This is a genomic window from Photobacterium sp. ABD4_091 (assembly GCF_056160145.1).
In genome coordinates, this window is record NZ_JBSWWQ010000004.1 from 412,247 (window position 1) to 434,889 (window position 22,643).

Genomic DNA, 22,643 nt, shown 5'->3' on the forward strand with positions numbered 1-22,643 from the left:
ATTCTGATAATCACAAATGACTGTAGGCAAGGCATGCAACTGGATAACTTCGATTTAAATTTACTCAAAGTGTTAGTCGTCCTGTTACAGGAAAAGAACACCCGCAAGGCTGCCGAACGCTTAGGGATCAGCCAGCCAGCAGTAAGCCGTGCACTGGTCAAAATTCGCAGCCACTTTGATGACCCATTGTTTATCCGCCAGCCAAGAGGCTTAAAACTGACACCCAAAGCACAAGGGTTAGAACAAGAATTGCCAAGGGTGTTATCCCTACTTGCTAGCACGCTAGAAGGCGATGATTTTAAACCCAGTGAACTAACTGGCACGTTTCGTATTGCTCTGCACAGTTACTTATCCGAGAGTCACGGTTATGCACTCTTTCAAGCCTTGACTAAAGACGCGCCAGAGCTTGATATCGAGATCCACAATTACAGCGCCGCCACAGTGAACCAGCTTATCAACCAGGAGCTAGATGCCGGGCTAAGCTTCTACCCTACTGGCGTCCCCAAGGCACTCAGGCAAATCCCAATTGCTGAAACCTTGATCGGCGCGATATGTAAAAGCAGCCATGAACAGGCAGGGAAAGCCGTCCCTATTGCCTCGATGTTGGACTACCCTATTACCGGATTGATTTTGCCGGATTTGAACAACCAGTACATGCTCATCCAGCAGCTGTTTCCTGAAGGTTCGATTCTTAAACCGAAGTTACGTAGCCAGTATCTCAATAATGTATTGAGTTATATTGAAGAGAGAAATGCAGTTTGTATCTGCCCGAAAACGTCATTGGCGAGCCTTTCAGCAGACGATTTCTCATTTATCGAGTTTGCGGGATTAGAAGAAACATTAACGATGAAAATATCCCTGACGTTTAACAACAACCAATTCCGAAGTGCCAAGTATCTGTGGCTGGAGGCGTTGGTAAAGTCGGTATTTGAAGACTCAGGCGCGGCTGGGTAACCAGATATATAAACAAAAAAGGAAGCACATAGTACTTCCTTCCCTAATTACGTTTTTCATCTTTGGGCGTTGTTCATCTTTGGCCTTTCTTCTCGTCATCCCATCAATCTTGTTTCAGGAAACCAATGTGACCATACCATCCAGAACACACCATTTTGCGTCGGCACTTGGTCAAGACGTCCCCATTCGGAGTCTGTTTCGCCCTTGAAGTTAACCTCATTGAAATCCACCCGCTGACCGTCTTTCTCCAAGCTAAAGAGGCTCACGATGTCATACTCACTGCTGTATACAAGTACATAGGGCTTACCTGCCATTTCAAACTCATAGATGGGGTTTTGTTTGGCAAAATCATGGGTAAACGCAATTTGCTCACCATCGTTATCAAAACCCCACACCTGCTCTTTGGCATTCAACCTATCATCTGCCAAGTCCAAGGTTGGGAAAATAGGCCCCCGCTCTGGATCGAACTGCTTTTGCAGCGGTTTATCAAAGGCTTTGACCAGTAACTTATCCATCCAGCGCTCATAAGGGTAAACAAAAACCTCTGCATCTGGGTAAATTTCCTGGAACGCCTCCCATGTCATCATGGTATTCGGGTATTGCTTGATATTTGATTCACCAAACTCGGTTTCCATGGTTATTTGCTGGATAAGATCCCCCGAGTTACGGTCGACCATCACCAGGTTGTTATGGGTTTGGATAAGAATGCCCAAATCTGATTTTTCACCATGGCCAATATCTTGGTCGATAACCACTGGCAGGTTACTCAACCCACAGAAGGTCATTGCGACATCTTTGCCGCCAATATTGTCCCCAGCGATATGGGGGATACCCATGTACTCGCGTGGGTATCCGCGCACGTCTCCATTGATCTCAACCGCATAGATAATATCTTCTTTGCGTAACTGGTTATTGGCCTCGGCAACGGTTACATAAATCGCATCGGTTTGCTTAGGCGGAAACAACAGGCTCAATAAGAAGTTTGCTGCAATGATACAGACCAGTACCCCTTTGCTTGCCCAACGCATCTTACGGTTGGTCCACAGCCTTGCTTTCGAGTGGATATACCAAAGGTAGCCAAGCAGTATCAAGTTCGCGGCGACGAAGTACTCGCTGTGCTCATAGTACGCCACGGTCCAACTACGCGGTAAGTTCAAGCTCTGCCCTGGCTCTGTCATCACAATTGCAGAGAAGATGGAAAAGAACGCTGTCACAACTGCAACAACATAAAAATGGATTTTGTTCATCTTTCGAGAATCACTCATGTATCGTCTCCAACAGCCTGAAGTGAAGTAATGAGTGCATTCTAAGGGAGGTGAAAAAAGCAGCAATTACGCTACCTGTATCGCTGATATACCAAACTTGATATATCAAAATGGAAATTTGAATAGCCAAAAAAAAGCGCTACAACTGTAGCGCTTTATCAATATGAATTAGATCTTGTCAACTAGACTAGCTTTTCGGAAGCCTAGCTAGTTGTTTTACAGAGCTTAACCGCATTACCCAATACGTTAAGGCAAGTCAGGCGACCTACACCGCCCGGTACTGGCGTGATGGCGGCAGCTGATAGGTGGCCATCATGATGCTTGATGTCTCCCACCAGCTTGCCATCAATGCGGTTGATACCGACATCAATGATCAGCTGACCTTCGATAAACTGGGTATTGTCCAACGTACCGTGATAACCCGTTGCCACCACAATGACATCGAACTTATTCCAGTCTACCGCTGCCAAATCTGAGCGGCTGTTGAAACTAGACACCGTGCTCTGGCGGTTAATCAACTCGATTGCCAACGGTTTACCCACGATATTACTGCGACCAAGAATAGCCACCTTCAATCCAGGGAAACTGAACTCCCCGCAATGAAGTTCAATGATATCGATAGCCGCTTGAACGGTACAAGGTAGAACAGGGTTCTGACCCAACACCAGTTGACCAAGCGCTTCAGAGCCAAAACCATCCACATCGACTGCTGCCGGTAGGTCTGGTGCGACTAATCCATTTGGAAGAGGCAGTTGGAATAAAATCGGATGATCCGCCTTAGCGGCCAAGCCATCGAGATCTGCCTGTGTTGTCCCCTCTTCATGAAGGACAATGTGATGGCAAGGCAATTCCAGCGCTTCAAAAAGGCGTACCTTGTTTCTCACATAGACCTTACTTGCTGGATCATCACCGACAGTAACGATAGTCAGTTGAACGGGAATGCTCTCTGCGTCGATTTTCTCTTTAAGCTCAGCCATTTTGGCTTCGTAAAGTGTATTAATTACTGCTTTCATACTACTTACTGTTTGTGACGAATCTTTTGTTTATAACCAACTGATTCTACTTCAACATTGAGATAGGACAATTAAAATGTGTTTCTCATCACATAATTGCCCTATCTCTGTAGATTATGCAGTCGCTGGCTGTGCTTCCAGAGCTTCTTGCTCTTTTGCGCGCAGTACTTTGGCAACGTGTGCTTTCATCACAACAGAAATCACTAAAGCTACAGACAAGATACCCACGAAGATATACATGGTCATGGTGTAGCTGCCTGTCAGGTTACGAACGAATGCAGCCAGTGATGAACCAGACAGACCCGCTAGTGCCCATGCAGTCAGTACGTAACCGTGGATAGCGCCTAGCTGCTTAGTACCGAACAGGTCGCCAATGTAAGCAGGAAGCGTTGAGAAACCACCGCCGTAACAAGTCATAATGATGAACACGACAATCTGGAATGCAATAGCGTTAGACAGCGAAGGCAGCATGAAGAATGCGCCAATCTGGATAACGAAGAACAGCATAAATGTGTTCGGACGCGTTAGGTAGTCAGAAGCCGCAGACCATAGTAGACGGCCAAGCCCATTAAGAAGACCCATCACACCAACCATAGTTGCCGCTTCCATTGCTGTCAGACCAGCAATTTCCTGAGCCATTGGTGATGCTGCAGAGATAATCGCGATACCACAAGTGATGTTGATGAAAATCATCACCCATAGGCCCCAGAACGTTGGAGTACGTACTGCATCGTTAGCACTTGATTGGTTCAAGTCTGCTGCTGGTTTCTTAGCTGGCGTACCGCTTTCTTTGGTTTCAACCATAGATGCTGGTTTCCAACCTTCTGGCGGACGTTCTAGGTACAGGGATGCAGAAAGCATAACAACAAAATAGGTTGCACCCATGATGTAGAAAGTCGAAGACAAGCCAAACGCACTGATCAGCGTTTGAATTACCGGGCTAGCAATCATAGAGGCAAAGCCGAAGCCCATAATCGCAAGGCCTGTTGCTAGACCACGGCGGTCTGGGAACCACTTAATAAGGGTTGATACCGGCGTAACATAACCCATACCAAGGCCGATACCCGCTAGAACACCGTAGCTAAAGTACAGCATGTATAGGCTTTCCATCGCTACTGCGATACCGGCACCAGCAATACCTGTACCGAAGAAAGTTGCTGCAATCATACCAGTGAAGCGTGGTCCTTTTTTCTCAACCACATGGCCCATAACGGCAGCCGACGCGCCCAAGAAGAAAATAGCGATACCAAAGGTCAAGGAAATTTGCTGCAAATCCCAACCAAACGCTTCATGAAGCGGATTAGAGAATACGCTCCACGCATATACAGAACCGATGGAAATATGAATACCTACCGCCGCGAGTGCAATAAGCCAGCGGTTTTTCACTTGTGCTGTTTTCATTTTTGAGTTACCTAAAATTCGAAGACAGACATACCCTATATGAAATGATTTGTGAGAAAAATAATGGCAAAATAACGTCCTCATTTCTAAAAGTTAATGCTGAAATAAAGATTTTCAATGCCATACAAAATGAAATTGGGCGATTTTTTAAGAATAAAAAACACATCGAAACACCCACCATAAAACATTGATAAAATTGACAATTAATGATTTTTTTATGATTTAACACACTTAGAACAACTCGGTTAAACCGCAGTGTTAGATCGCCTGCACTTACATAGTGCAATCTAACTTTTCATTCTTGGAATGATTGATATCCTGAATTTAACCTGAAGTTTGTCTAAATATTAATCATGATTCCTGATTATAAAAAATATAATTTTAAAATAAATTGATAGTGAATTGACAAAACCCTGAAAAACGAACGCTATTTTGCTGGTTAAATATTTACAGCCCCCTAATAACGAACAAAGAGTTCCGAACAAAGCAAAATAATGAGGTGAGTGTATGGATCAGGCAGAAGGGTTACGCAGCATTTTTCAGCGTCAGCAATGTATCCAGCGTGTTCGCGGATACCACAAACAAATTCGAGAAGCGGTTGCCCATGGTAAAACGCAACAAGTCAGCCAGTTGCTCAAAGGGCTTGAAGCAGCCCAACTTCAACTTGAAGCGACTTATGATCAAGCACCACGACTAGTTCACTGATGGGTAAGGATGAAGGGACAGTTTTGTGCTCCCCTTCACCTTACTGATAATGAGATTCTTATATGCTTAACCTCTTTACCCAAACCAAGAGAATATATGATGGATCTCTTACTACTTAGTAACGGCAAAATTGCTGGCAACACCAAGGTGATGGAATTCGCCCTACCTGCGATTACAGACGTCTTCACCCGCAAACAAGTCAAAAACGTACTTGTTATCCCTTACGCGGTTATTCGCAGTAGCCACGACGACCGCACCGCTATGGTCGCAGAGTCACTAAGCCACCTTAATGTGAATGTCACAGGTATTCATCGTGCAGAAGACCCTGTAGAAGCCGTTCGCCAAGCAGACGCCATTGTTTGTAGTGGCGGTAATACTTGGGTATTGAATAAGACGTTGCATGATCTTGGCTTGATTGGCCCTATTCAGCAAGCAGTTACTCAGCGCGGTGTGCCTTATGTTGGCTGGAGTGCGGGTGCCGTTATTAGTGCCCCAACAATCCGTACAACCAATGATATGTGTATCGTATCAGCAGCTATCACCCCTTCCCTTGGCTTTGTGCCATTCCAAATCAATGCCCACTACATTGATGCGACGATTGAAGGCCACATGGGTGAAACCCGTGATGAGCGTATTGAAGAATTCCTAGTAGTGAACCCTCACCAGTCTGTTATCGGTATTCCTGAAGGTTCATGGCTAGCGGTATCTGGCGATACCATGGCTTATGAAGCCGCTAACGGCAAACCACTGCACTGGTTCAAGCTCAACCAAGAACGACAGTTGATTCAGGTTGGCTCTGATGTCACTGAGCTTATGGGCTTAGACGGCTAATTGCTATCTTAGGCTATTATGTGGCACATAAACTAAAGCACAGAATACAGGAACATCTCTTCCTTTATCCCTGTGCTTTTTTGTTTTTCAGCGCTAATCTAAAACAAGGGATTAGACCCCAAATACACTTGCTTTCGACACATCCACCACATAGTGACATGACAACAGGTTGCGACCGATGAGCAATTTATCGGACATCAGGCTTCTGTCTTTTAAATTAACTTCAACCTTGTAGTCGCGATCATCCAAGGTTAAATCGAGCTGGATGCTATAACGCAACTCGGAGCCAAGAGAGTTCTGTATCTGTCGAACATGGGTGATTTTTTCACGCATGTGAACCGTTTCCCCTCGTTCATTCGCCGTGATGAAATTCACCATCTTGCCAATGTTTTCTTCGGCATCCGGCGAGAAGTCTTCTATTTCAACGTTTGTTGCATGAATCGAGGTACGCGTTGCACCCGTATCGATGCGAGAGCGGAAATTCAAATTAGCGGCTGGAGAATAAAAGTTTTCCTTCTGGCCGATGACCAGTTTGTTCGTTTGTTCATAACCTAATCCATCGATACTGCACGATTGTGTGTAGTCATTTGCTAATACCGCTGGCGATAGCATTAGCGTTGAGACCAATACCGCTCCCAAAGCGATACCCTTGCCTGTTTTCAACGTTTCGACCTTGCATCCTTTCTTTATTAACATGACAACTCCCTTCCATGTTTTTCGTTATCCTGTAGCCATCATTACAAAGCTGTTTGACAGCAACAAGTACACGAAAAAACCATTTACAATTATCCAAACGCAAAAAAACGCAGCTATTGCTAGCTGCGTTTTTTACTATTGCTGAGTCTTATTCTTTTTTAGGCTCTATTTATCTTCCTGACTTATTTACCTGTTACCTATTTACCTGTTACCTTTAGCCTTACTCGTCATCCAACTTAACAAACAGCGTTGTTAGCACGAAAGACAGAGCGAACACACCACACACACCCATTACTGCCTGGATGAAGTTCTGTGTACCGGCAAACAAGTAAGCTGGCAGACTAAATACTGATGACAGGATGTAGCTCGTTAGGTGCGTATCAAGCGTTACAGAGATTGCACCGAACACACCCGCAGCCAAACTCGCTGTGAACATCGCCTTGGTGTACTTGGTTAGAACACCGAACAATGCTGGTTCAGTAATACCTAGGATGGCCGTTACACCTGAGCCCGCTGTGATTGAAGATTGCTCTTTAGATACGTTCTTGCGCTGCTTGTACCAGATAGCCAGTGTTGCACCCGCGATAGCCAAGTTACCCAGACACATGATAGGCATCAGTAAGTCCTTGCCGTATAAAGCGAAGTTGTTCAGGCTGATTGGCGTCATGCTGTGGTGGATACCAAATACGATAGTAATTGGACGTGTCAGGCCAAAGATGAAACCTGTCAGTGTTGGCGAAATCTCAAGTAGAGAGCTAACTACCCAGCCAGCGCCGTTACTTAGCCACATGCCTAGAGGGCCAACAGCAGATAGCGTCGCAGTTGCGGTTACAGCAAAGGCAAGCAGTGGTGTAAATACCGGCTTAGCAACGGTTGGAACAATGCTGTCTACCAGCGGTGTGACTTTTGATAGCAACCACACTGCCAAGATAGCCGGAACGATGGCACCGCCGTAGTTCATTAGCTCAATTGGCACCACGCCCAGAACTGTCAGTTCAGCTGCATCGCTCGCAGCTTTAAGCGCAGCCGCTTTATCAGCAAGCTGAGGCGATAGCATCGCAGCAGCAACGGCCAGCGCGATGTACTCATTGACGCGGAACATTTTAGCTGCCGAGAATGACACCAGCATTGGCAAGAAGAAGAACACAGCCACAGAGATTGAGCGGAAGAAGTAAACCGTGTCAGAAGTTTCAGAAATAACATTGGTTGCGATAAGGCCAGATAGCAGGCCCATCAACATACCCGCACCGGCAATAGCAGGTACAACTGGACCGAAGATACCCGCCACGACGCGCATGACGTTCTGGAACAGCTTGCCGTCATCTTTGCTCTTTGGCTTGTCTTCATCGCTGACTGCAGCGCCGCTACCAGCCATAATGGCTTGCAGTGCTTTGTGCCACTTCTCAACTTCTACACCAATGATGATTTGGATTTGGCCTTCGGCAAATACGACACCCTGAACCCCTTTAATGGATTTCAACGTCTCTTCCGATGCCTTCGACTGGTCGGCAATTTTCAGCCTCAGTCGTGTCATACAGTGCGTAGCATCAGTAATATTGCTGATGCCACCCAATGCATCAATCATTAGCGATAGTTTTTCCGTCATTGCATCTTGTTTAGATGATGCAGATGTCTTTTTTCCAAAACCACCCATCGACTCACTAATTTGCATATTTAAATAACTCTCTTTAAGAAAAGAAATCTAGTGGAATAGCTATCTTTTATAAAACAAAGATATTCACACTTAAGATATGTCTTATAAATTAATCACTCATGATTTCATTTATTTTGAGTTAAACACTCATATTTGAATATCACGCCGTACGAATTTATTTTCTTTTCCTCCTGGCCCTGAGACAGTGCATCAGCTTGCACATTTAAAGCTCTGTTCAACACCTGAAGTTCCATTTGATGAAGCAAATGATATAGAACCAATTCGAAAATCCAACGGACGAAACTGAGAGTTAAATCACGAAAATTAGGACATTTAGCGCTAAATCAATTAATTTTCTGCGATTGGTCTGTTTTTGGGTCCTGTTTAGCTAAGTTACCGTACCAATTAAATTTATTAAAAAAATAGGGGTTGAAATAACGGTTTTTCAATTGGTATATATAAAAATAGATTCCGGCTCAGATGAGAAATTCATTGTGAAAAAAACATTAATCACAGATGTTGAATGCATTATTACTAAACCTGATCGTCATAATTTAATTACTGTTATCGTCCATACTGATCAAGACGTTACAGGTTATGGCTGTGCCACTTTCCAACAGCGTCCATTAGCTGTCAAAACCATGGTAGATGAATACCTCAAACCACTGCTAGTCGGTAAAGATGCGAACAACATCGAAGACCTGTGGCAGATGATGATGGTCAATGCTTACTGGCGAAATGGTCCGGTGATCAACAATGCGGTATCCGGTGTAGATATGGCCCTGTGGGATATCAAAGCGAAGCTGGCCCTAATGCCGCTTCACCAACTGTTTGGTGGTAAATCTCGTGATGCGATTCCTGTTTACACTCACGCGACTAGCGACACAATGGAAGGGATTTACGAGCTTGTTGATGGCTTCTTAGAGCAAGGATACAAACATATCCGCTGCCAGCTTGGTTTCTACGGCGGTGTTCCTGAGAATATCCATGCTACCGAGAATCCAACCGAAGGCTCATACTACGACCAGGATCAATACACTGAAAACACCCTGAAAATGTTCAAGGAGTTACGCGAGAAGTATGGTAACCAGTTCCATATTCTCCACGATGTGCACGAACGCCTGTTCCCGAACCAAGCGGTTCAGTTCGCTAAAGAAGTCGAGCAATACAAGCCGTACTTTATTGAAGATATTCTGCCGCCAAACCAAACCGAGTGGCTTGATAATATCCGAAGCCAAACCTCAGTATCACTGGGCCTGGGTGAGCTATTCAACAACCCAGAAGAATGGAAGCAGCTAATCATCAACCGTCGCATTGATTTCATTCGCTGTCACGTATCGCAGATCGGTGGTATCACCCCAGCCCTTAAGCTAGCACACCTCTGCCAAACGTTCGGTGTTCGCCTTGCGTGGCACTGCCCGCCAGATATGACACCGATTGGTGCCGCAGTGAACACACATATGAACGTTCACCTGCATAACGCTGCAATTCAGGAGCATGTGGAGTACAAAGAAAACACCCAGCGTGTTTTCCCTAATGCCCAAGAGCCACGCAACGGCTACCTGTATGCATCAGAAGAGATTGGTATCGGTGTAGAAATGGATGTTGCAGCAGCAAGAGATTTCCCGGTAACTTACCGCCCGCACGAGTGGACCCAGAGCCGCCTGCCTGACGGAACTATTCATACGCCGTAAACGGGTTTTCAGATCCTAGATTTTAGATTTTAGATTTTAGATTTTAGATTTTAGATTTTAGGATCTAGGTTCTAGGTTCTCTTAAACAAATAGCTGGTTATTTCTTCCTGAAATAACCAGCTATTCTTTTTTACCCCTGAACTTAATATTCTCGCGATTAAACGGGATCACATAAGTACATTGGTAATCAATATCTATCACCTCACTGACAATAAACACCTCACCCGTTGATAAAAATCCCCGGTTAGTGATCTTCATTGCCGCAATCCCCTTTTTACAGCCCAATAATTCCGCTTCTTCTTTAGAAATATTGATCGCTTTATAGCTGGTTAAATACCTGTCGATTTGCAGGCCAAGATCCAAGGTATGGTTTTGCAACGAACTTTCGATAATATCATCGTTCATTTTGGGAAAAAGTTTTACTGGCAGCTTGGTACTCTCAAGCTGGACAATTTTCCCATTGACCAAACGCAGGCGCTTAATGCTCCAGATATAATCATTTTCATCGCTCAAGAATGAGTTTTTGTCGTGATAGTCAGTGATCTTCTTGTTCAGGCTGACTTTCTTGTACGACATCTCCTCGAAGCTGTTTTCAGTAATTGAGTTATAAACCAGCGGGTTATTGCGGTTAGCCTCTTTGACAAAATGCCCTGCCCCCTGGCGGACAAACACCGCACCGATGGCCTCAAGCTTATTCAGTGCTTTGCGTACAGTAAACCGAGACACCGCATAGCTTTCTGCCAGCTCCCTTTCGGCAGGCAATTTATCGGTGATCACACCTTGGTAAATCTTGCTCAGGATATCTTGAACGACAAATTCAAATTTCTTCATAGACGGAATAGCTAATACCAGAAAGCTTAGAGGGCTTATCTCTATTTTATTCAAAGCCCTTAGACTATTCAATTTAGGCAGGTAATCAAGCCAAAGGAGATCGAAGCATCGGGATCATTACAGGGAAATCTCCAGCATATACATGCTCCATTACTTCAAACCCATGCCGCTGGTAGAAACGTATGTTCGATGGGTTTGAGCACACCAGATAAGCCATGTCACCCTGCCTATCGCACTCCTCAGTCACTTCATTCATTAGCAATGTTCCCGCCCCCTTCCCCCTTGCCGTCAAATCAGCGCCAATTAGCGGTAGATACCAATGCGGTGAATCTGGCTCGAACGGTGACAGTTTTTCGTATAGCAAGGCAACCGTCTCCTGCTGTTGAGCTGACATTGACTCTTTAACTAGTGCATCTAACCGCTCTTCATCCGAGCTCACACCTGGCGGTAACCATAAAGCACCACAGCCTTGGCTGAACATCGCCGTCCCCATATCAAATGCTTTATCACCACAAGCCATCGACCAATCGGGCATTACACTCAAATAGGTATCGGCATCAGGCCAGCACCAACGAGCTGTAGGATCGTCTGCAAACCCCATTACAATTGACGCAATTACTTTAGACTGCTGCTGAGGTGCAACACTATAAGGGAACATCCATGTTTGCTTACTCATTCTTCGCCTCTAACCAATTGATAGTATTGGAGCATGTATCACTAGACTACTGTGTATCGGCAACGAAAAACAAGCAATAAAAAACGGCCTCAAACCAAGTTTGAGGCCGTTTCCCTACATTCATTATTGCTATTAATCGCTACGTTCAGTTCTTAGTCCTTTCACCAAACTCACGCACATTAGCAGCAATACAAAACTAAACGGCAAGGCGGTAGTCACCACACCAGACTGGAAAGCCTGAAGCGCTTCCGAGCCACCAATCCATAACATAGAAGCAGCAATTGCCCCTTCTACCGTCGCCCAGAAGATACGCTGAGGAACCGGCGCATCGACTTTACCGCCCGCAGTAATACTGTCGATTACCAGCGAACCCGAGTCAGAAGAGGTAATGAAGAAGATCAATACCAAGGCAATCGACAACACTGAAATCACCGAGCTGAACGGCAATGCATCGTAAACATGGAACAGGGTTAGCGAAATATCGTTAAGGCCATTGGCACCCAACTCGCCCACTTTGTTCACCACCTGATCGATAGCAATACCACCGAAAATCGACATCCAGATAATCGTCATCAGTGTTGGTACAAAGATCACCGCGAACAGGAACTCACGCACTGTACGCCCCTTAGATACGCGGGCAATGAACATACCGACAAATGGCGACCATGAAATCCACCAAGCCCAGTAGAACACAGTCCAACCATGCATCCACGTTGTGTCATCACGGCCATGCGGGTTACTCAGCTCAACAATATTACCAAAGTAGGCCATGATGGTTTCTGGCAAAGCGACAGTCACCACATCAAAGCCAACATATGCCACAAACACCAAGAGTACAAAAGCACATATCATATTGATGTTACTGAGCAGCTTGACCCCGCCATCAATACCGCGGATCACCGAGAAGATCGCAATCGCTGTAACAAAAGCGATAACGCCCATCTGCATGCCGATACCGCCTTCGGTACCGAACACATGGTTGATACCACTGGTTGCCTGCTGCGCACCAAGGCCCAGCGAGGTTGCCAGGCCAAACAATGTCGCCAATACCGCCAGGATATCGATAACATGACCTAGCCAACCCCAAGCCCTGTCACCAAAGATTGGATAAAACACAGAACGAATCGACAGTGGTAAGCCTTTGTTGAATGCGAAGAACGCTAGCGACAAGCCGACAATGGCATAAATCGCCCAGCCATGAACACCCCAGTGGAAAATGGTTGCGCCCATTGCGAGAGCTTTGGCATCTTCGGTATACGGCTCGACATTAAATGGCGTGCCAAACCAGTTGGTAAAGTAAGCCGTCGGCTCTGCTACCCCCCAGAAAAGCAAGCCAATACCCATGCCTGCTGCAAACAGCATTGCTAGCCATGAAACTCTTGAGTGCTCCGGCTTGGCATCTTTACCACCAATACGGATTTTACCCAACGGTGACACCATCAACCCCAGAGTGAATACAAGGAAGAAGTTAGTCAGCCACATGAAGAACGCATCAAAATCGTTGAGGATCCCATTTTTTACGCTGTTAAGCGCACCTTGGGCTGTTTCTGGGTCGATGAAAAAGAGTGCGGCAAGGAAAAGTAAGATCAGTCCTGCACTGGTGCCGAAGACAGGGTTATGTATATCAAAACCCCACTTTTGAATGTTGTCCTGACCTACCTGATAGTCGGTGGTCTCGATACTATATTTCTTTAGTACACTATCCATAATGCTCTTTAAACGCTTTGTTTTTGATGCTTTCCTATCCACGAAAAACATCTTTGAATTGTCAGTGATAAAAAAACAATTTAGACCACTAAACAATTTTTAATGTCGGCACAGGTTAACAGCAATTGATAAACAATTCAAATACAGCAATATGATGGTTTTTTGTACTAAATGTTTCATTTTGGGTGATAACGATTGGTACGGACACTAAACATTGGACAAAAAAGCATGCTTTCAGGCGCTTGTTTAGCGTTCGAAAGGTTTTGGGTTATAGCTAAGTTTTTAGAGTGGAAAACCTTGGCTATTTGTACGAGCCAAACAGCCTCAATTGTTACTTTAAATAATTGCTTAGAGGTTTGATTAAATAAGGGAATTGAATTGTAGAGGTATTAATACATTTGGAAAAAACAGATTAATTGAGGCCTGTATTAACCGACAAAAATATCGTTTATTTTCAAGCCATTAGTTTTAGTGACATGATGTTAAGCGAGGAGATACATCACCACTCCCCCACCAGCAAGCGACTCTTAACGCCTTTTATCTGCAATCCCATCGCTTCAAACACATCTTCGAAATTGCGGCATTGTGGTGGTAAGTTAGGAAGAGAGAGCACTGCTTCATCGAAGAAACGCGTTTGCTCTTGTTCTGTTTGCCAGGCTGCTTGCCACCAGTCCAAGATGCGTTCTTTTGAGCTGTGCAAGCGTTTGGATTTAGGCACCCTATCTTTTTTATTTAGATTTTCTGTTGTGGTTGTTGGTAGCAAGTTCCAGCGGTCATTGTTTGGCCAATATGCGAACGGAAGGCAGTGATCGACATGGTACTGTTCGCGAAGCTTAGTACCACTCCAGACACTTTGGATTTCGGTGCCGCACTGGAGAAGGGCATCGACTTTTTTGCGCACTTCTCGGGTGTCGTGATCTTTATCGACCCAAATCAAGCAATCGTAATAGGTTTGCAGGTTAATGTTTCTCAGCCGATTATTCTCAAACCGCTTCATTTCAGTAACCCACTGATTAACCACCAAAGGTTCAATCCAGCTACTATAGAGTCGCAGACAATCCCATAGGCTCTCGTCGAGCACAAATGTACCGAAACTGGCCAAGAATTCACTATCAATAAATAGAGAGCTTAATGATTTCCGTTTCTGGCTTGGTGCAACCATCTCGAATAAACGATTATCTTTCGGGCCTTGATAGATAAATTTAACCGGACCACTTTTAATAGTTGCGATTGTTGCTATGAGTGTTTTCTGAAGGGCTTTGGCATCTTCCCCGGTAAACAGTGCCCCTATAGCAAGGTCATCCGCAGACAAATGGCGCAGTTTATGCCAGCCATCATCTTTCACAAAACCTAAACCTTTGCTGGTATTACTGTTTTGCTGGATGCCTTGAATACCTTCAATTTCAATATCAATAAGGCGTTTGAATTGGCGAATCCAATAAAGAGCAACCAACCCTTGAGGTAAAGCAACCTTGCCATCTGTTCGATCTAGAACAGCTCCAGGGTGAGCATCTGCAATTCGCAATAAAGTACGTAGTAATGCCAACTTATATGTTGCCGCTTTTGCATCATTGACAATGATGTGGCGCACTTTGGTGAGATCACCCGAACCATCGTCCGGCAGGTTTAACACTAACGTTTGCCACTGGACGCTATTACGCCCCATCGCATCTTTATTGAGGTCAGTTTTCAGGCAAACATGCAAAGCGCGCTCTTTCGCCAGCTTTTCGATTTCCTCAGCTGAAACACCATAGTTTTTACGACCATCATCAAAGTCACCGTGGCGGAGTGTGATGATCAGCTTACCGTTGGATGCAAGCAGATTACTGAGTTTTCTGAAGGTGCGTTCACGTTCAGATGGAGGAATATGCATCCAAACCGCTGAAAGCAGAATGAAGTCGAAACGGATCCCAAGAGAAATCACTTTTTTCAGTTCAGGAAGACTGTCGTCCAGCCAAGCAACTTCCTTTGATTGTGTGTGCGCTTTTCCTATGTCACGCAGTGCTTCAGCAGGCTCAACCGCGTATACTTCACAGCCTTGTTCTGCAAACCACAGTGCATCTCGGCCACTTCCAGCACCGATATCTAATACACATGGGGATTTGCTATCTACATCAGCAATAGGCCAGAAACGCTGCCAGCTAGAGTGAACATTCTCGAAAGCTAACCCTTGGTAATCATTCGCGAGACGGGCAGCATTGTTGTGATAAAAACTGTGATTCATGGAGTCAGCTTGGAAATTATTTTCATCACTTTAATTTAATACTCAATAAGTTAAAGTGATTGAAGTCATTGTTAGAATAGCTTCCATGCTACAGGTTGTTTATTTTATGCAAACTGAAGAGATTCAGTTGTAAGATGCTGGTATTCGTTAAGCTGAGCCAACATCCCCGCAGGTACACAATCGCCAGCACAGTAGTCTTCAATAGTGGACAATTCACTGATCACCAGCAGCAAGACTTCCATCGCTACTGCGATATCGATCTGTGCAAAATTTGCCAGCGTTTTCCAGCTACGACGGTATTGGCCGTCTGCTGTTAAGACGAGTTCGCACACTTTAAGGCTGATTGGCTTGAAGTTGTCATCACCGCAAGACGTTTCATTCACGCCGAAAAAGTCTATTGGCATCACTGAACCCATGCGAACCTTGGCGCTGACTTTGGTAAGCGTATCTAGGCTCAAGTAACAGTCGCGTTCGATCCCTTCACTGATCATCAATCCTTCAACATACACCAACACGCCTTGAGCAAGGTGGTCGTCCAAGCATACCGCCCCATTGTTCAGCGAGACATAAGCTTGTTTTAATTGATGTTTTGTCAAGTTCACGGTTGAGCACCTTTATTTATATTGTCAGAACCAGCTAGCCCTAGGGCTTATCAACTTGTTTCAGTGAATCAGAGCCTTTATTCACATGGAAAATTATGTTTCAGCGCAGTATTGTCCACATAAATAGCAAAATTTCACCACTAATTTTTTGTGGACTATAGAGCAAATAATCGTTCGCTGTTAATTCACTCAAAGCAAAGCATTTTTACGCCTTCAAGTGATGCTTTATACCACTAAGAGGCTAAGTACCACAAATTTATACACCTACTCAAAACAAGTACAATCACTTTATCTACTGATTTTAATTATGTAAACCTGTTAATTTAGACAGCTTATTACTGCTTTTGATTATGTAATTGTTTTTCTTCAGCTTACTTTCTTCAATCAACTGTCATCTTTATAAATAGTCTTGCTTCTACTGATTTTCGGTATATATTATTGGCAAGCCAAAGTACTGGATAAATACACATGACCTCATACAACACTGCTGGAGTATCACACATGGATGTCGAGACGAAGCTCAATGCCGTTGGCTCGGCGCAACGTGAACGGCTTGCTTTTATAGACTTCGCCCTTTACTTCCTTGGTGAGGTCACGCGTAAAGACTTGATTGACCGCTTTGCTGTCGGCCATGCTGCGACCACTCGTGACTTTGCGCTGTACAAAGAGATCATGCCGGACAACCTGAAGCTGGATATGCGCTCTAAGAAGTACTACAAACAGCCAGGGTTCGAGCCGATGTTTAATCTGGACCTGAAGAAAACGCTGGCCACCATTTCTTTAGGTTATGGTGATGGCTTCTCTGGCCATCAAGATTTCCCTATCCAGTGTGAATCCCCGACTTCGCTAACTGTTCCGCGCACGCCTATCATGGCAGCATTGTGTGAGGGTATTTACCGCAATAAGCTATTAGAGATTGAATACATCTCTACCTCTAGTGGTAAAGGTACACGCGTGATTGCGCCTCACAGCCTTGTTGACTCTGGTAACCGTTGGCATGTCCGTTCTTTTGACCGTAAGAACGAGCAATTCATGGATGTGGTATGTAACCGCGTGACTTCGGTAACGATTTTGGATGAAGAGCCTACCGCTGATGAGCGTGTTGAAGCTGACCGCCAATGGCAGAAGTATATTGAAGTCGAGTTGATCCCCCACCCGCACCAGGGCAACCCGGAAGCGATCGAACTGGATTACGAAATGGAAAACGGCAAGCTCGTGATTGAAGTACGTGCTGCGCTTGCTGGCTACCTGCTGCGCAAATGGGAAGTCGATTGCAGCGAAGATGGCCGTTTACATGAATATGTCGGTTACCAGTTGGCACTGGCTAACCCTCAGGCGCTATACCAAGTTAATAGCGCCACGCTTGCGCCGGGGTACCGCTCGTCGATGAGCTAACAGGCCAATCTGAGTCATAATAACAAACCGTCCGAATGGGCGGTTTTTTGTTTGGCTAACTAATACGTCTAACTAATACATTTGGATACCTACCATGAACACAAGTTACAAAAGCATTAGATAGTTACATAAACACCCCCTTCAATTTTCCTGCTTGTACATATTGCTAGACTACGCCCAAACCACAACAACACGTACAACAGGTGAAATATGTTTTCCAATAGCACCATGACTCAAAGCGACAAGCGCATGATGAATGTGATTTTTGCGCTATCTGCAGCCGTGATCCTGCTGGCTACCGCGCAAAACCATATGCCAACTGGCATCATCGGCGCGATTGGCGTAATGGCCGTTGTCGGCTACATCTTGAATGTCGCCGGTGATAAAACCCCTATCGTGAACCAGTTCTTCGGTGGCGGTGCCATTGTTATCATTTTTGGCTCTTCCTACATTTTCCACAGTGGCCTACTTCCCCAAGAAACCACCGAGGCGATTACTACCTTTGTTAAAGGCGGTGGCTTCCTGTCTTTCTTCATTGCCAGCTTGGTAACCGGCTCTATCTTGGGTATGGACACCAATGTATTGAAAAAAGCAGCGCTTAAATACATTCCGGTTATCTTAGGCGGTGTGGCATGTGCGTTCTTGTTCGCCGGCATTGTCGGTGCTGCGCTAGGCCATGGCTTTATGGAATCTGTGATGCTGATTGCCCTGCCAATCATGGGCGGCGGTATGGGCGCGGGTGCGGTACCTTTGGTTGAGATTATGTCGGGCAACACTGGTATGTCTGCGGAAATGCTACTGTCAAAGATGGTTCCAGCACTGGCTATTGGTAACGCGATCGCGATTGTGATGGCGGGCCTTTTGGATAAAGTCGGCAAGTTCTTCCCGTCTCTGACTGGTAACGGCCAGTTGATGCGCGGTAAAGCCGAAGAAAAACAGGAAGAAACAGAAGAGCAGCCAATTTCTATTAATGTGCTCGGTGTCGGCGCCCTACTGGCGATCACTATGTACTTTGTCGGCTCAATGCTCAGCAGCGTGATCAGCATGCACACCTACGCGCTAATGATTATCTTCGTTGCCTTAGTCAAAGTGGCTGGCTTCATGCCTCGCGAGCTTGAGCGTGCAGCACACGGTTGGTACAAATTCGTGGTCGATAACCTCACCCCAGCCCTGCTTGTAGGTATCGGTGTGGCATATACCGACCTTAACCAAATCATCGAGTCCCTGAGCCTGGTTTACTTTCTTATGGTTTTCGCCACTGTTCTAGGTGCTATTGTTGGTACCGCGATCATTGGCCGTCTTATGGGCTTCAACCCAATCGAAGCGTCTATTACCGCGGGGCTTTGTATGGCGAACATGGGTGGTACGGGTGATGTGGCAGTACTGGCGGCCAGTAAGCGCATGGAGCTAATGCCATTTGCTCAGATCTCTTCCCGAATTGGTGGTGCGTTTATGCTGATATTGGCCACCATGATTATCGAGTTACTCAAGTAATTCCAAATCATCACAATGAAATGCCGGGTGAGTGAAGCTCCCCGGCATTTTCCATTTCTTCAATATTTGTTTTGAGCTATTTGTCGATGATCACCTTAGATAAAAGATATCTAGCACAGTATTCTCTCCGCCATTACAGTTATAATCCGTGCCAAATCCTGTGCTTAGTCAAACTACCCGTTCAATGAAACTCAAAAGCTACCTTGCCCTCACCACACTTGCGACAACTTCTTCCATTGTTGTGGTGGTGACAACCTTTATCTTCTACCTGCTGCAGAACGCACACATAAACGGCATTGAAGAAAGAGGGCTGGAGCTGGCTCGGGTACTTGCCCATGATCCGGTCGTGATTGAAGCCGTCAAAGCCAAAAACAATCAGCAGCCGTTCGAACTGCAGCAATATATCGAAGATATTCGGGGCAAAACTGATGCCTCGTTTATTGTGGTGACAGACCAGCAAGCCCTGCGACTCACCCACCCAGATACAGCTAAAATTGGCCTGCACTTTAACGGTGATGATATCTACCCTTCTCTTAACCAAGGGGTCGATCACACCAATGTCGCTTCTGGCACATTGGGCAAGGCGATTCGTAACTTTTCACCTATCACCGATAACGGTCAGATCATCGGTGTGGTGAATATCGGCTATATGTACGATCGCAGTATCGGCATCTTGATGGAGCAATTTGGCAAGATTGGCGGGCTGATAGCAATTGTTTACCTGCTTGGTGTCACTATCACAGGCGCCTTCGTGTTCAAGATGAAGCGGACATTTCTCGATTACGAGCCTGAGATCATCGTCCATAAGTTCCGCGAGCGCGAGATGATCCTCAACAGCATTCGTGATGGGATCATTGCGATAGATAACAACCACTGTATTTCTACCATGAACCACAGTGCCAGCAAAATGATTTCAATGGGAAAGCTGGGGCCGCATGATTACATCAACCAGCCGTTATCTTCATTCTCGACGACCTTGAGCCATTTGGTGTTATCAGATAAAGACAGCTTTCACCAAGGGCACTTCAGCATTGGCAAGCATGCCTACCGTGCCGATATCTACCCTATCAAGCACAACAAAGGAATACGCGGCCATGTAATTGTGTTCTATGCCAATCTCAACCAGGATGAGCTCGAACGCGAAATTGTCTACCTGAAAAACTATGCTGAGTTACTGCGTAGCAAAACCCATGAGTATTCCAACAAGCTTAATGTTTTGTCCGGCATGCTACAGCTTGGTAACTTCGATAAAGCCGTCGATTTTATCCAGCAAGAAACCGACAGCTATCAGTCGATTATCCGCAGTATTGTGACCTCAGTGAATGACAGTGCCATCGCCGGACTATTAATGGCCAAGTTCAACAAAGCCTCGGATCTCGGGGTCACCTTCACCCTTGATGAAGATACCTGTCTGTCGAGTTATGAAAAGGCGGTATCTGAAAAGCTGGTGACCATCATCGGTAATCTTATCGACAATGCCCTGCTTGCTGCCTGGCAGAACCGCAACCAAAAGCCTGCAGAGATCCAGCTCTACCTCAGTGATCGTAACCAGCATATTATTATCGAGGTGCAGGATACAGGTGATGGTGTACCAGACGAGATCTGTGACTCGATTCTCGAGTTCGGGGTCAGCAGCAAGCACGATGACCAACAAAATGGGGTTGGGCTATACCTTGTAAACCAACTGGTTGATTACTTCCATGGTAGTATCGACTGGGAACGGACAGAACAAGATACCACCTTGTTTAGCCTGTACTTAGACAAACAAATAACGACACGTATATGACAAAGACGACGGTGATGGTGCTAGAAGACGACATCCGCGCCAGCTATACCCTTGAATCCACCATTAACCAGCACCCACAGTTTTCTGTGGTAGCGGTTAGTGAAAGCTATGCTGAAGCCATCATGCAGTTCGAGGCTTTCAAGCCTGATTTGATATTTGTGGATATCACCCTGCCTGATGGTAATGGGCTAGCCTTCATTCGCCAGCTTCGCAGCCAAAACGTTGCTAGTAGCTTTATTATGACGACGGCCGAGCGAGAGGCTGCAACGGTTGAACAAGCCGTTCAGCTTGGTGTGATGGATTATTTGGTAAAGCCAATCCGCATGTCGCGGGTCAATCAGGCTTTGGAAGATTACCTCAAATACCGCCAGACCCTGACGACAACAGCCACTGTCGATCAAAACGATATCGACCAACTATTTCGCAAATCAACTGCTGCCCCTGTACGAAATACGCCCAAAGGCATTGATGCGACAACTTTAGCCAACTTGAAGCAATTATTGTTATCAGAACAGCTGCAAGATTTCTCAGCCGATGACATTGGCAAGAAGATGAATGTTAGCAGGGTCACTGCAAGACGTTACCTTGAGTTTTTGGAAACGGAAGGGATGATAAAGCTAGTGCTGAATTACAAAACAGGAGGCAGGCCTCAACGGCTCTACCAACTGTTAGGCTAATAACCGGTTAATTACTCTGGTTATTTTAAACTGGCTATTTCGGAATATTGAACGATTTCTCACCCATACAGGTAAACGTGAAATAGCGGCTGCGTTCATGGAAAGAAGAGAACCCTTTACCCCGGCAGTAAGCACCGTTTAGCTCGTGCATATAGGCCAAGGTTTCTTGATCTTTGACTGAAAAGTAGCTGTTGTTTTCACAGACGACACGGATCTTACCGTCATCACCCTGAGCGTATGACTGCACATTAGAGCCACATAGGGTAAAGCTGGCTTCGACAAACTCATCAGCACGCTCATCAACAGATTTGGTACATCCTGCTATTACCAGGGGTAAAAAAGTCACAATGAGTAATTTTTTCACAACCGGTCTCCTACACACTTATTGGTAAATGCCCAATAATCAGTGTAGTGCGAGATTCTACTTACTGTGTTTCAATTATTGTATAAAAGACTTTTTTACCCAGTCGAATAACAAAATTATCCGTTGATTTGTCTTTTTTTGCCTTTCGGTTCATCGATACGGCGGCGGTGCCAGATTGAATAGTGACGCAGTCCTGCTGGGCCATGAGCGATAACCACTGACATCACCAAGATGACAATAAACAGTTCAGGCTTGTGTTGCGGAATAATAAAAAAGCTACTGAGCAAACCCAGTTTTACAAAGGTGAGAACACCTTTGAGTTGGATCAGCCATAAGCGCGATTGTCGAATTTCCAGCCCTGTCATTATCACACCTGTCACCATCGCCATTATCCACCAATGCAACCACAGTGACTTCTCAACACCATACAGAAATCCAGCGGCACTGCCGGCAATACCCAGGATATGCATCGCCCTGATTGCAGTTTTACTCAGGCGTTGGATCCAAAATCGTGTTTCTGACATACCAAACTGCTCTTGCTGAGCATGCTTGCCCTGTTTTGAGCCTGAAGACTCTTGTGACGGCGATGTTTTGGCTGATGTTGAGGTGCTATCAGAAGGGGATTTCGAAGGTTGGTTCATGGCATTTACAGGGTATTCAAACAATGCGGTGAA

The 22,643-nt window shown here is 45.5% G+C and carries 20 protein-coding genes; 8 read left to right on the forward strand and 12 right to left on the reverse strand.

What is annotated here, in order from left to right:
- Positions 1-33 precede the first annotated feature (33 nt).
- Positions 34-954: a LysR family transcriptional regulator gene (locus tag ACXAGQ_RS26275; RefSeq protein WP_475257926.1), complete on the forward strand. Its 921-nt coding sequence runs from the start codon at positions 34-36 to the stop codon at positions 952-954.
- A 95-nt stretch (positions 955-1,049) separates the two neighbouring features.
- Here ACXAGQ_RS26275 and ACXAGQ_RS26280 read toward each other — a convergent pair whose 3' ends face one another.
- The 3 genes from ACXAGQ_RS26280 to ACXAGQ_RS26290 form a co-directional block, all read right to left on the reverse strand.
- A complete protein-coding gene (locus ACXAGQ_RS26280) occupies positions 1,050-2,219 on the reverse strand; it encodes a DUF3179 domain-containing (seleno)protein (RefSeq protein WP_475257928.1) in 1,170 nt (389 codons plus the stop codon).
- 203 nt (positions 2,220-2,422) lie between these two features.
- A complete protein-coding gene (locus tag ACXAGQ_RS26285) occupies positions 2,423-3,232 on the reverse strand; it encodes a tetrahydrofolate dehydrogenase/cyclohydrolase catalytic domain-containing protein (RefSeq protein WP_475257929.1) in 810 nt (269 codons plus the stop codon).
- Between the two features lie 114 nt (positions 3,233-3,346).
- Positions 3,347-4,633, reverse strand: coding sequence for an L-lactate MFS transporter (locus ACXAGQ_RS26290; protein WP_475240548.1), 1,287 nt, complete (start codon positions 4,631-4,633; stop codon positions 3,347-3,349).
- 507 nt (positions 4,634-5,140) lie between these two features.
- Between ACXAGQ_RS26290 and ACXAGQ_RS26295 the strand changes: the two genes are divergently transcribed.
- Together ACXAGQ_RS26295 and pepE are read left to right on the forward strand one after the other, a co-directional pair.
- Positions 5,141-5,338 (forward strand): hypothetical protein, encoded by a 198-nt coding sequence (locus ACXAGQ_RS26295; RefSeq protein WP_475257930.1) that lies wholly within the window; start codon positions 5,141-5,143, stop codon positions 5,336-5,338.
- 99 nt (positions 5,339-5,437) lie between these two features.
- Positions 5,438-6,169, forward strand: coding sequence for a dipeptidase PepE (gene pepE, locus ACXAGQ_RS26300; RefSeq protein WP_475258089.1), 732 nt, complete (start codon positions 5,438-5,440; stop codon positions 6,167-6,169).
- 111 nt (positions 6,170-6,280) lie between these two features.
- Here pepE and ACXAGQ_RS26305 read toward each other — a convergent pair whose 3' ends face one another.
- Positions 6,281-6,865 (reverse strand): putative ATP-dependent zinc protease, encoded by a 585-nt coding sequence (locus ACXAGQ_RS26305; RefSeq protein ID WP_475257932.1) that lies wholly within the window; start codon positions 6,863-6,865, stop codon positions 6,281-6,283.
- A 220-nt stretch (positions 6,866-7,085) separates the two neighbouring features.
- The gene (locus tag ACXAGQ_RS26310; protein WP_475258091.1) at positions 7,086-8,471 is read right to left on the reverse strand and encodes a PTS transporter subunit EIIC; all 1,386 of its coding nucleotides are present in this window, start codon (positions 8,469-8,471) and stop codon (positions 7,086-7,088) included.
- 542 nt (positions 8,472-9,013) lie between these two features.
- Here ACXAGQ_RS26310 and ACXAGQ_RS26315 point away from each other — a divergent pair.
- Complete coding sequence (locus tag ACXAGQ_RS26315; RefSeq protein ID WP_475257933.1) at positions 9,014-10,213, forward strand: enolase C-terminal domain-like protein; 1,200 nt, start codon at positions 9,014-9,016, stop codon at positions 10,211-10,213.
- A 120-nt stretch (positions 10,214-10,333) separates the two neighbouring features.
- Here ACXAGQ_RS26315 and ACXAGQ_RS26320 read toward each other — a convergent pair whose 3' ends face one another.
- The 5 genes from ACXAGQ_RS26320 to ACXAGQ_RS26340 all read right to left on the reverse strand — a co-directional run bounded on the left by ACXAGQ_RS26320 (position 10,334) and on the right by ACXAGQ_RS26340 (position 16,253).
- The gene (locus tag ACXAGQ_RS26320) at positions 10,334-11,044 is read right to left on the reverse strand and encodes a GntR family transcriptional regulator (RefSeq protein WP_475257934.1); all 711 of its coding nucleotides are present in this window, start codon (positions 11,042-11,044) and stop codon (positions 10,334-10,336) included.
- Between the two features lie 85 nt (positions 11,045-11,129).
- Complete coding sequence (locus ACXAGQ_RS26325; RefSeq protein ID WP_475257935.1) at positions 11,130-11,720, reverse strand: GNAT family N-acetyltransferase; 591 nt, start codon at positions 11,718-11,720, stop codon at positions 11,130-11,132.
- A 132-nt stretch (positions 11,721-11,852) separates the two neighbouring features.
- A complete protein-coding gene (locus ACXAGQ_RS26330; RefSeq protein WP_475257936.1) occupies positions 11,853-13,427 on the reverse strand; it encodes a BCCT family transporter in 1,575 nt (524 codons plus the stop codon).
- 499 nt (positions 13,428-13,926) lie between these two features.
- Positions 13,927-15,651 (reverse strand): class I SAM-dependent methyltransferase, encoded by a 1,725-nt coding sequence (locus ACXAGQ_RS26335; protein WP_475257938.1) that lies wholly within the window; start codon positions 15,649-15,651, stop codon positions 13,927-13,929.
- Positions 15,652-15,755: 104 nt separating this feature from the next.
- Positions 15,756-16,253: a hypothetical protein gene (locus ACXAGQ_RS26340; protein WP_475257940.1), complete on the reverse strand. Its 498-nt coding sequence runs from the start codon at positions 16,251-16,253 to the stop codon at positions 15,756-15,758.
- A gap of 468 nt (positions 16,254-16,721) precedes the next feature.
- On the opposite strand from ACXAGQ_RS26340, the gene ACXAGQ_RS26345 reads away from it, so the two are divergent.
- The 4 genes from ACXAGQ_RS26345 to ACXAGQ_RS26360 all read left to right on the forward strand — a co-directional run bounded on the left by ACXAGQ_RS26345 (position 16,722) and on the right by ACXAGQ_RS26360 (position 21,605).
- On the forward strand, positions 16,722-17,648 hold the full coding sequence (locus tag ACXAGQ_RS26345) for a WYL domain-containing protein (protein ID WP_475257941.1): 927 nt from the start codon (positions 16,722-16,724) through the stop codon (positions 17,646-17,648).
- 210 nt (positions 17,649-17,858) lie between these two features.
- Positions 17,859-19,142, forward strand: coding sequence for a 2-hydroxycarboxylate transporter family protein (locus ACXAGQ_RS26350; protein ID WP_475257943.1), 1,284 nt, complete (start codon positions 17,859-17,861; stop codon positions 19,140-19,142).
- Positions 19,143-19,326: 184 nt separating this feature from the next.
- On the forward strand, positions 19,327-20,928 hold the full coding sequence (locus tag ACXAGQ_RS26355; protein ID WP_475257945.1) for an ATP-binding protein: 1,602 nt from the start codon (positions 19,327-19,329) through the stop codon (positions 20,926-20,928).
- Entirely contained in the window at positions 20,925-21,605 is a 681-nt protein-coding gene (locus tag ACXAGQ_RS26360; RefSeq protein WP_475257947.1) for a response regulator, read from the forward strand. Before ACXAGQ_RS26355 ends, ACXAGQ_RS26360 begins: the two co-directional genes overlap by 4 nt.
- Positions 21,606-21,639: 34 nt before the next feature.
- On the opposite strand, the gene ACXAGQ_RS26365 is transcribed toward ACXAGQ_RS26360, so the two are convergent.
- The gene (locus tag ACXAGQ_RS26365) at positions 21,640-21,969 is read right to left on the reverse strand and encodes a hypothetical protein (protein ID WP_317521324.1); all 330 of its coding nucleotides are present in this window, start codon (positions 21,967-21,969) and stop codon (positions 21,640-21,642) included.
- 116 nt (positions 21,970-22,085) lie between these two features.
- On the reverse strand, positions 22,086-22,610 hold the full coding sequence (locus ACXAGQ_RS26370) for a hypothetical protein (RefSeq protein ID WP_475240521.1): 525 nt from the start codon (positions 22,608-22,610) through the stop codon (positions 22,086-22,088).
- Positions 22,611-22,643 lie beyond the last annotated feature (33 nt).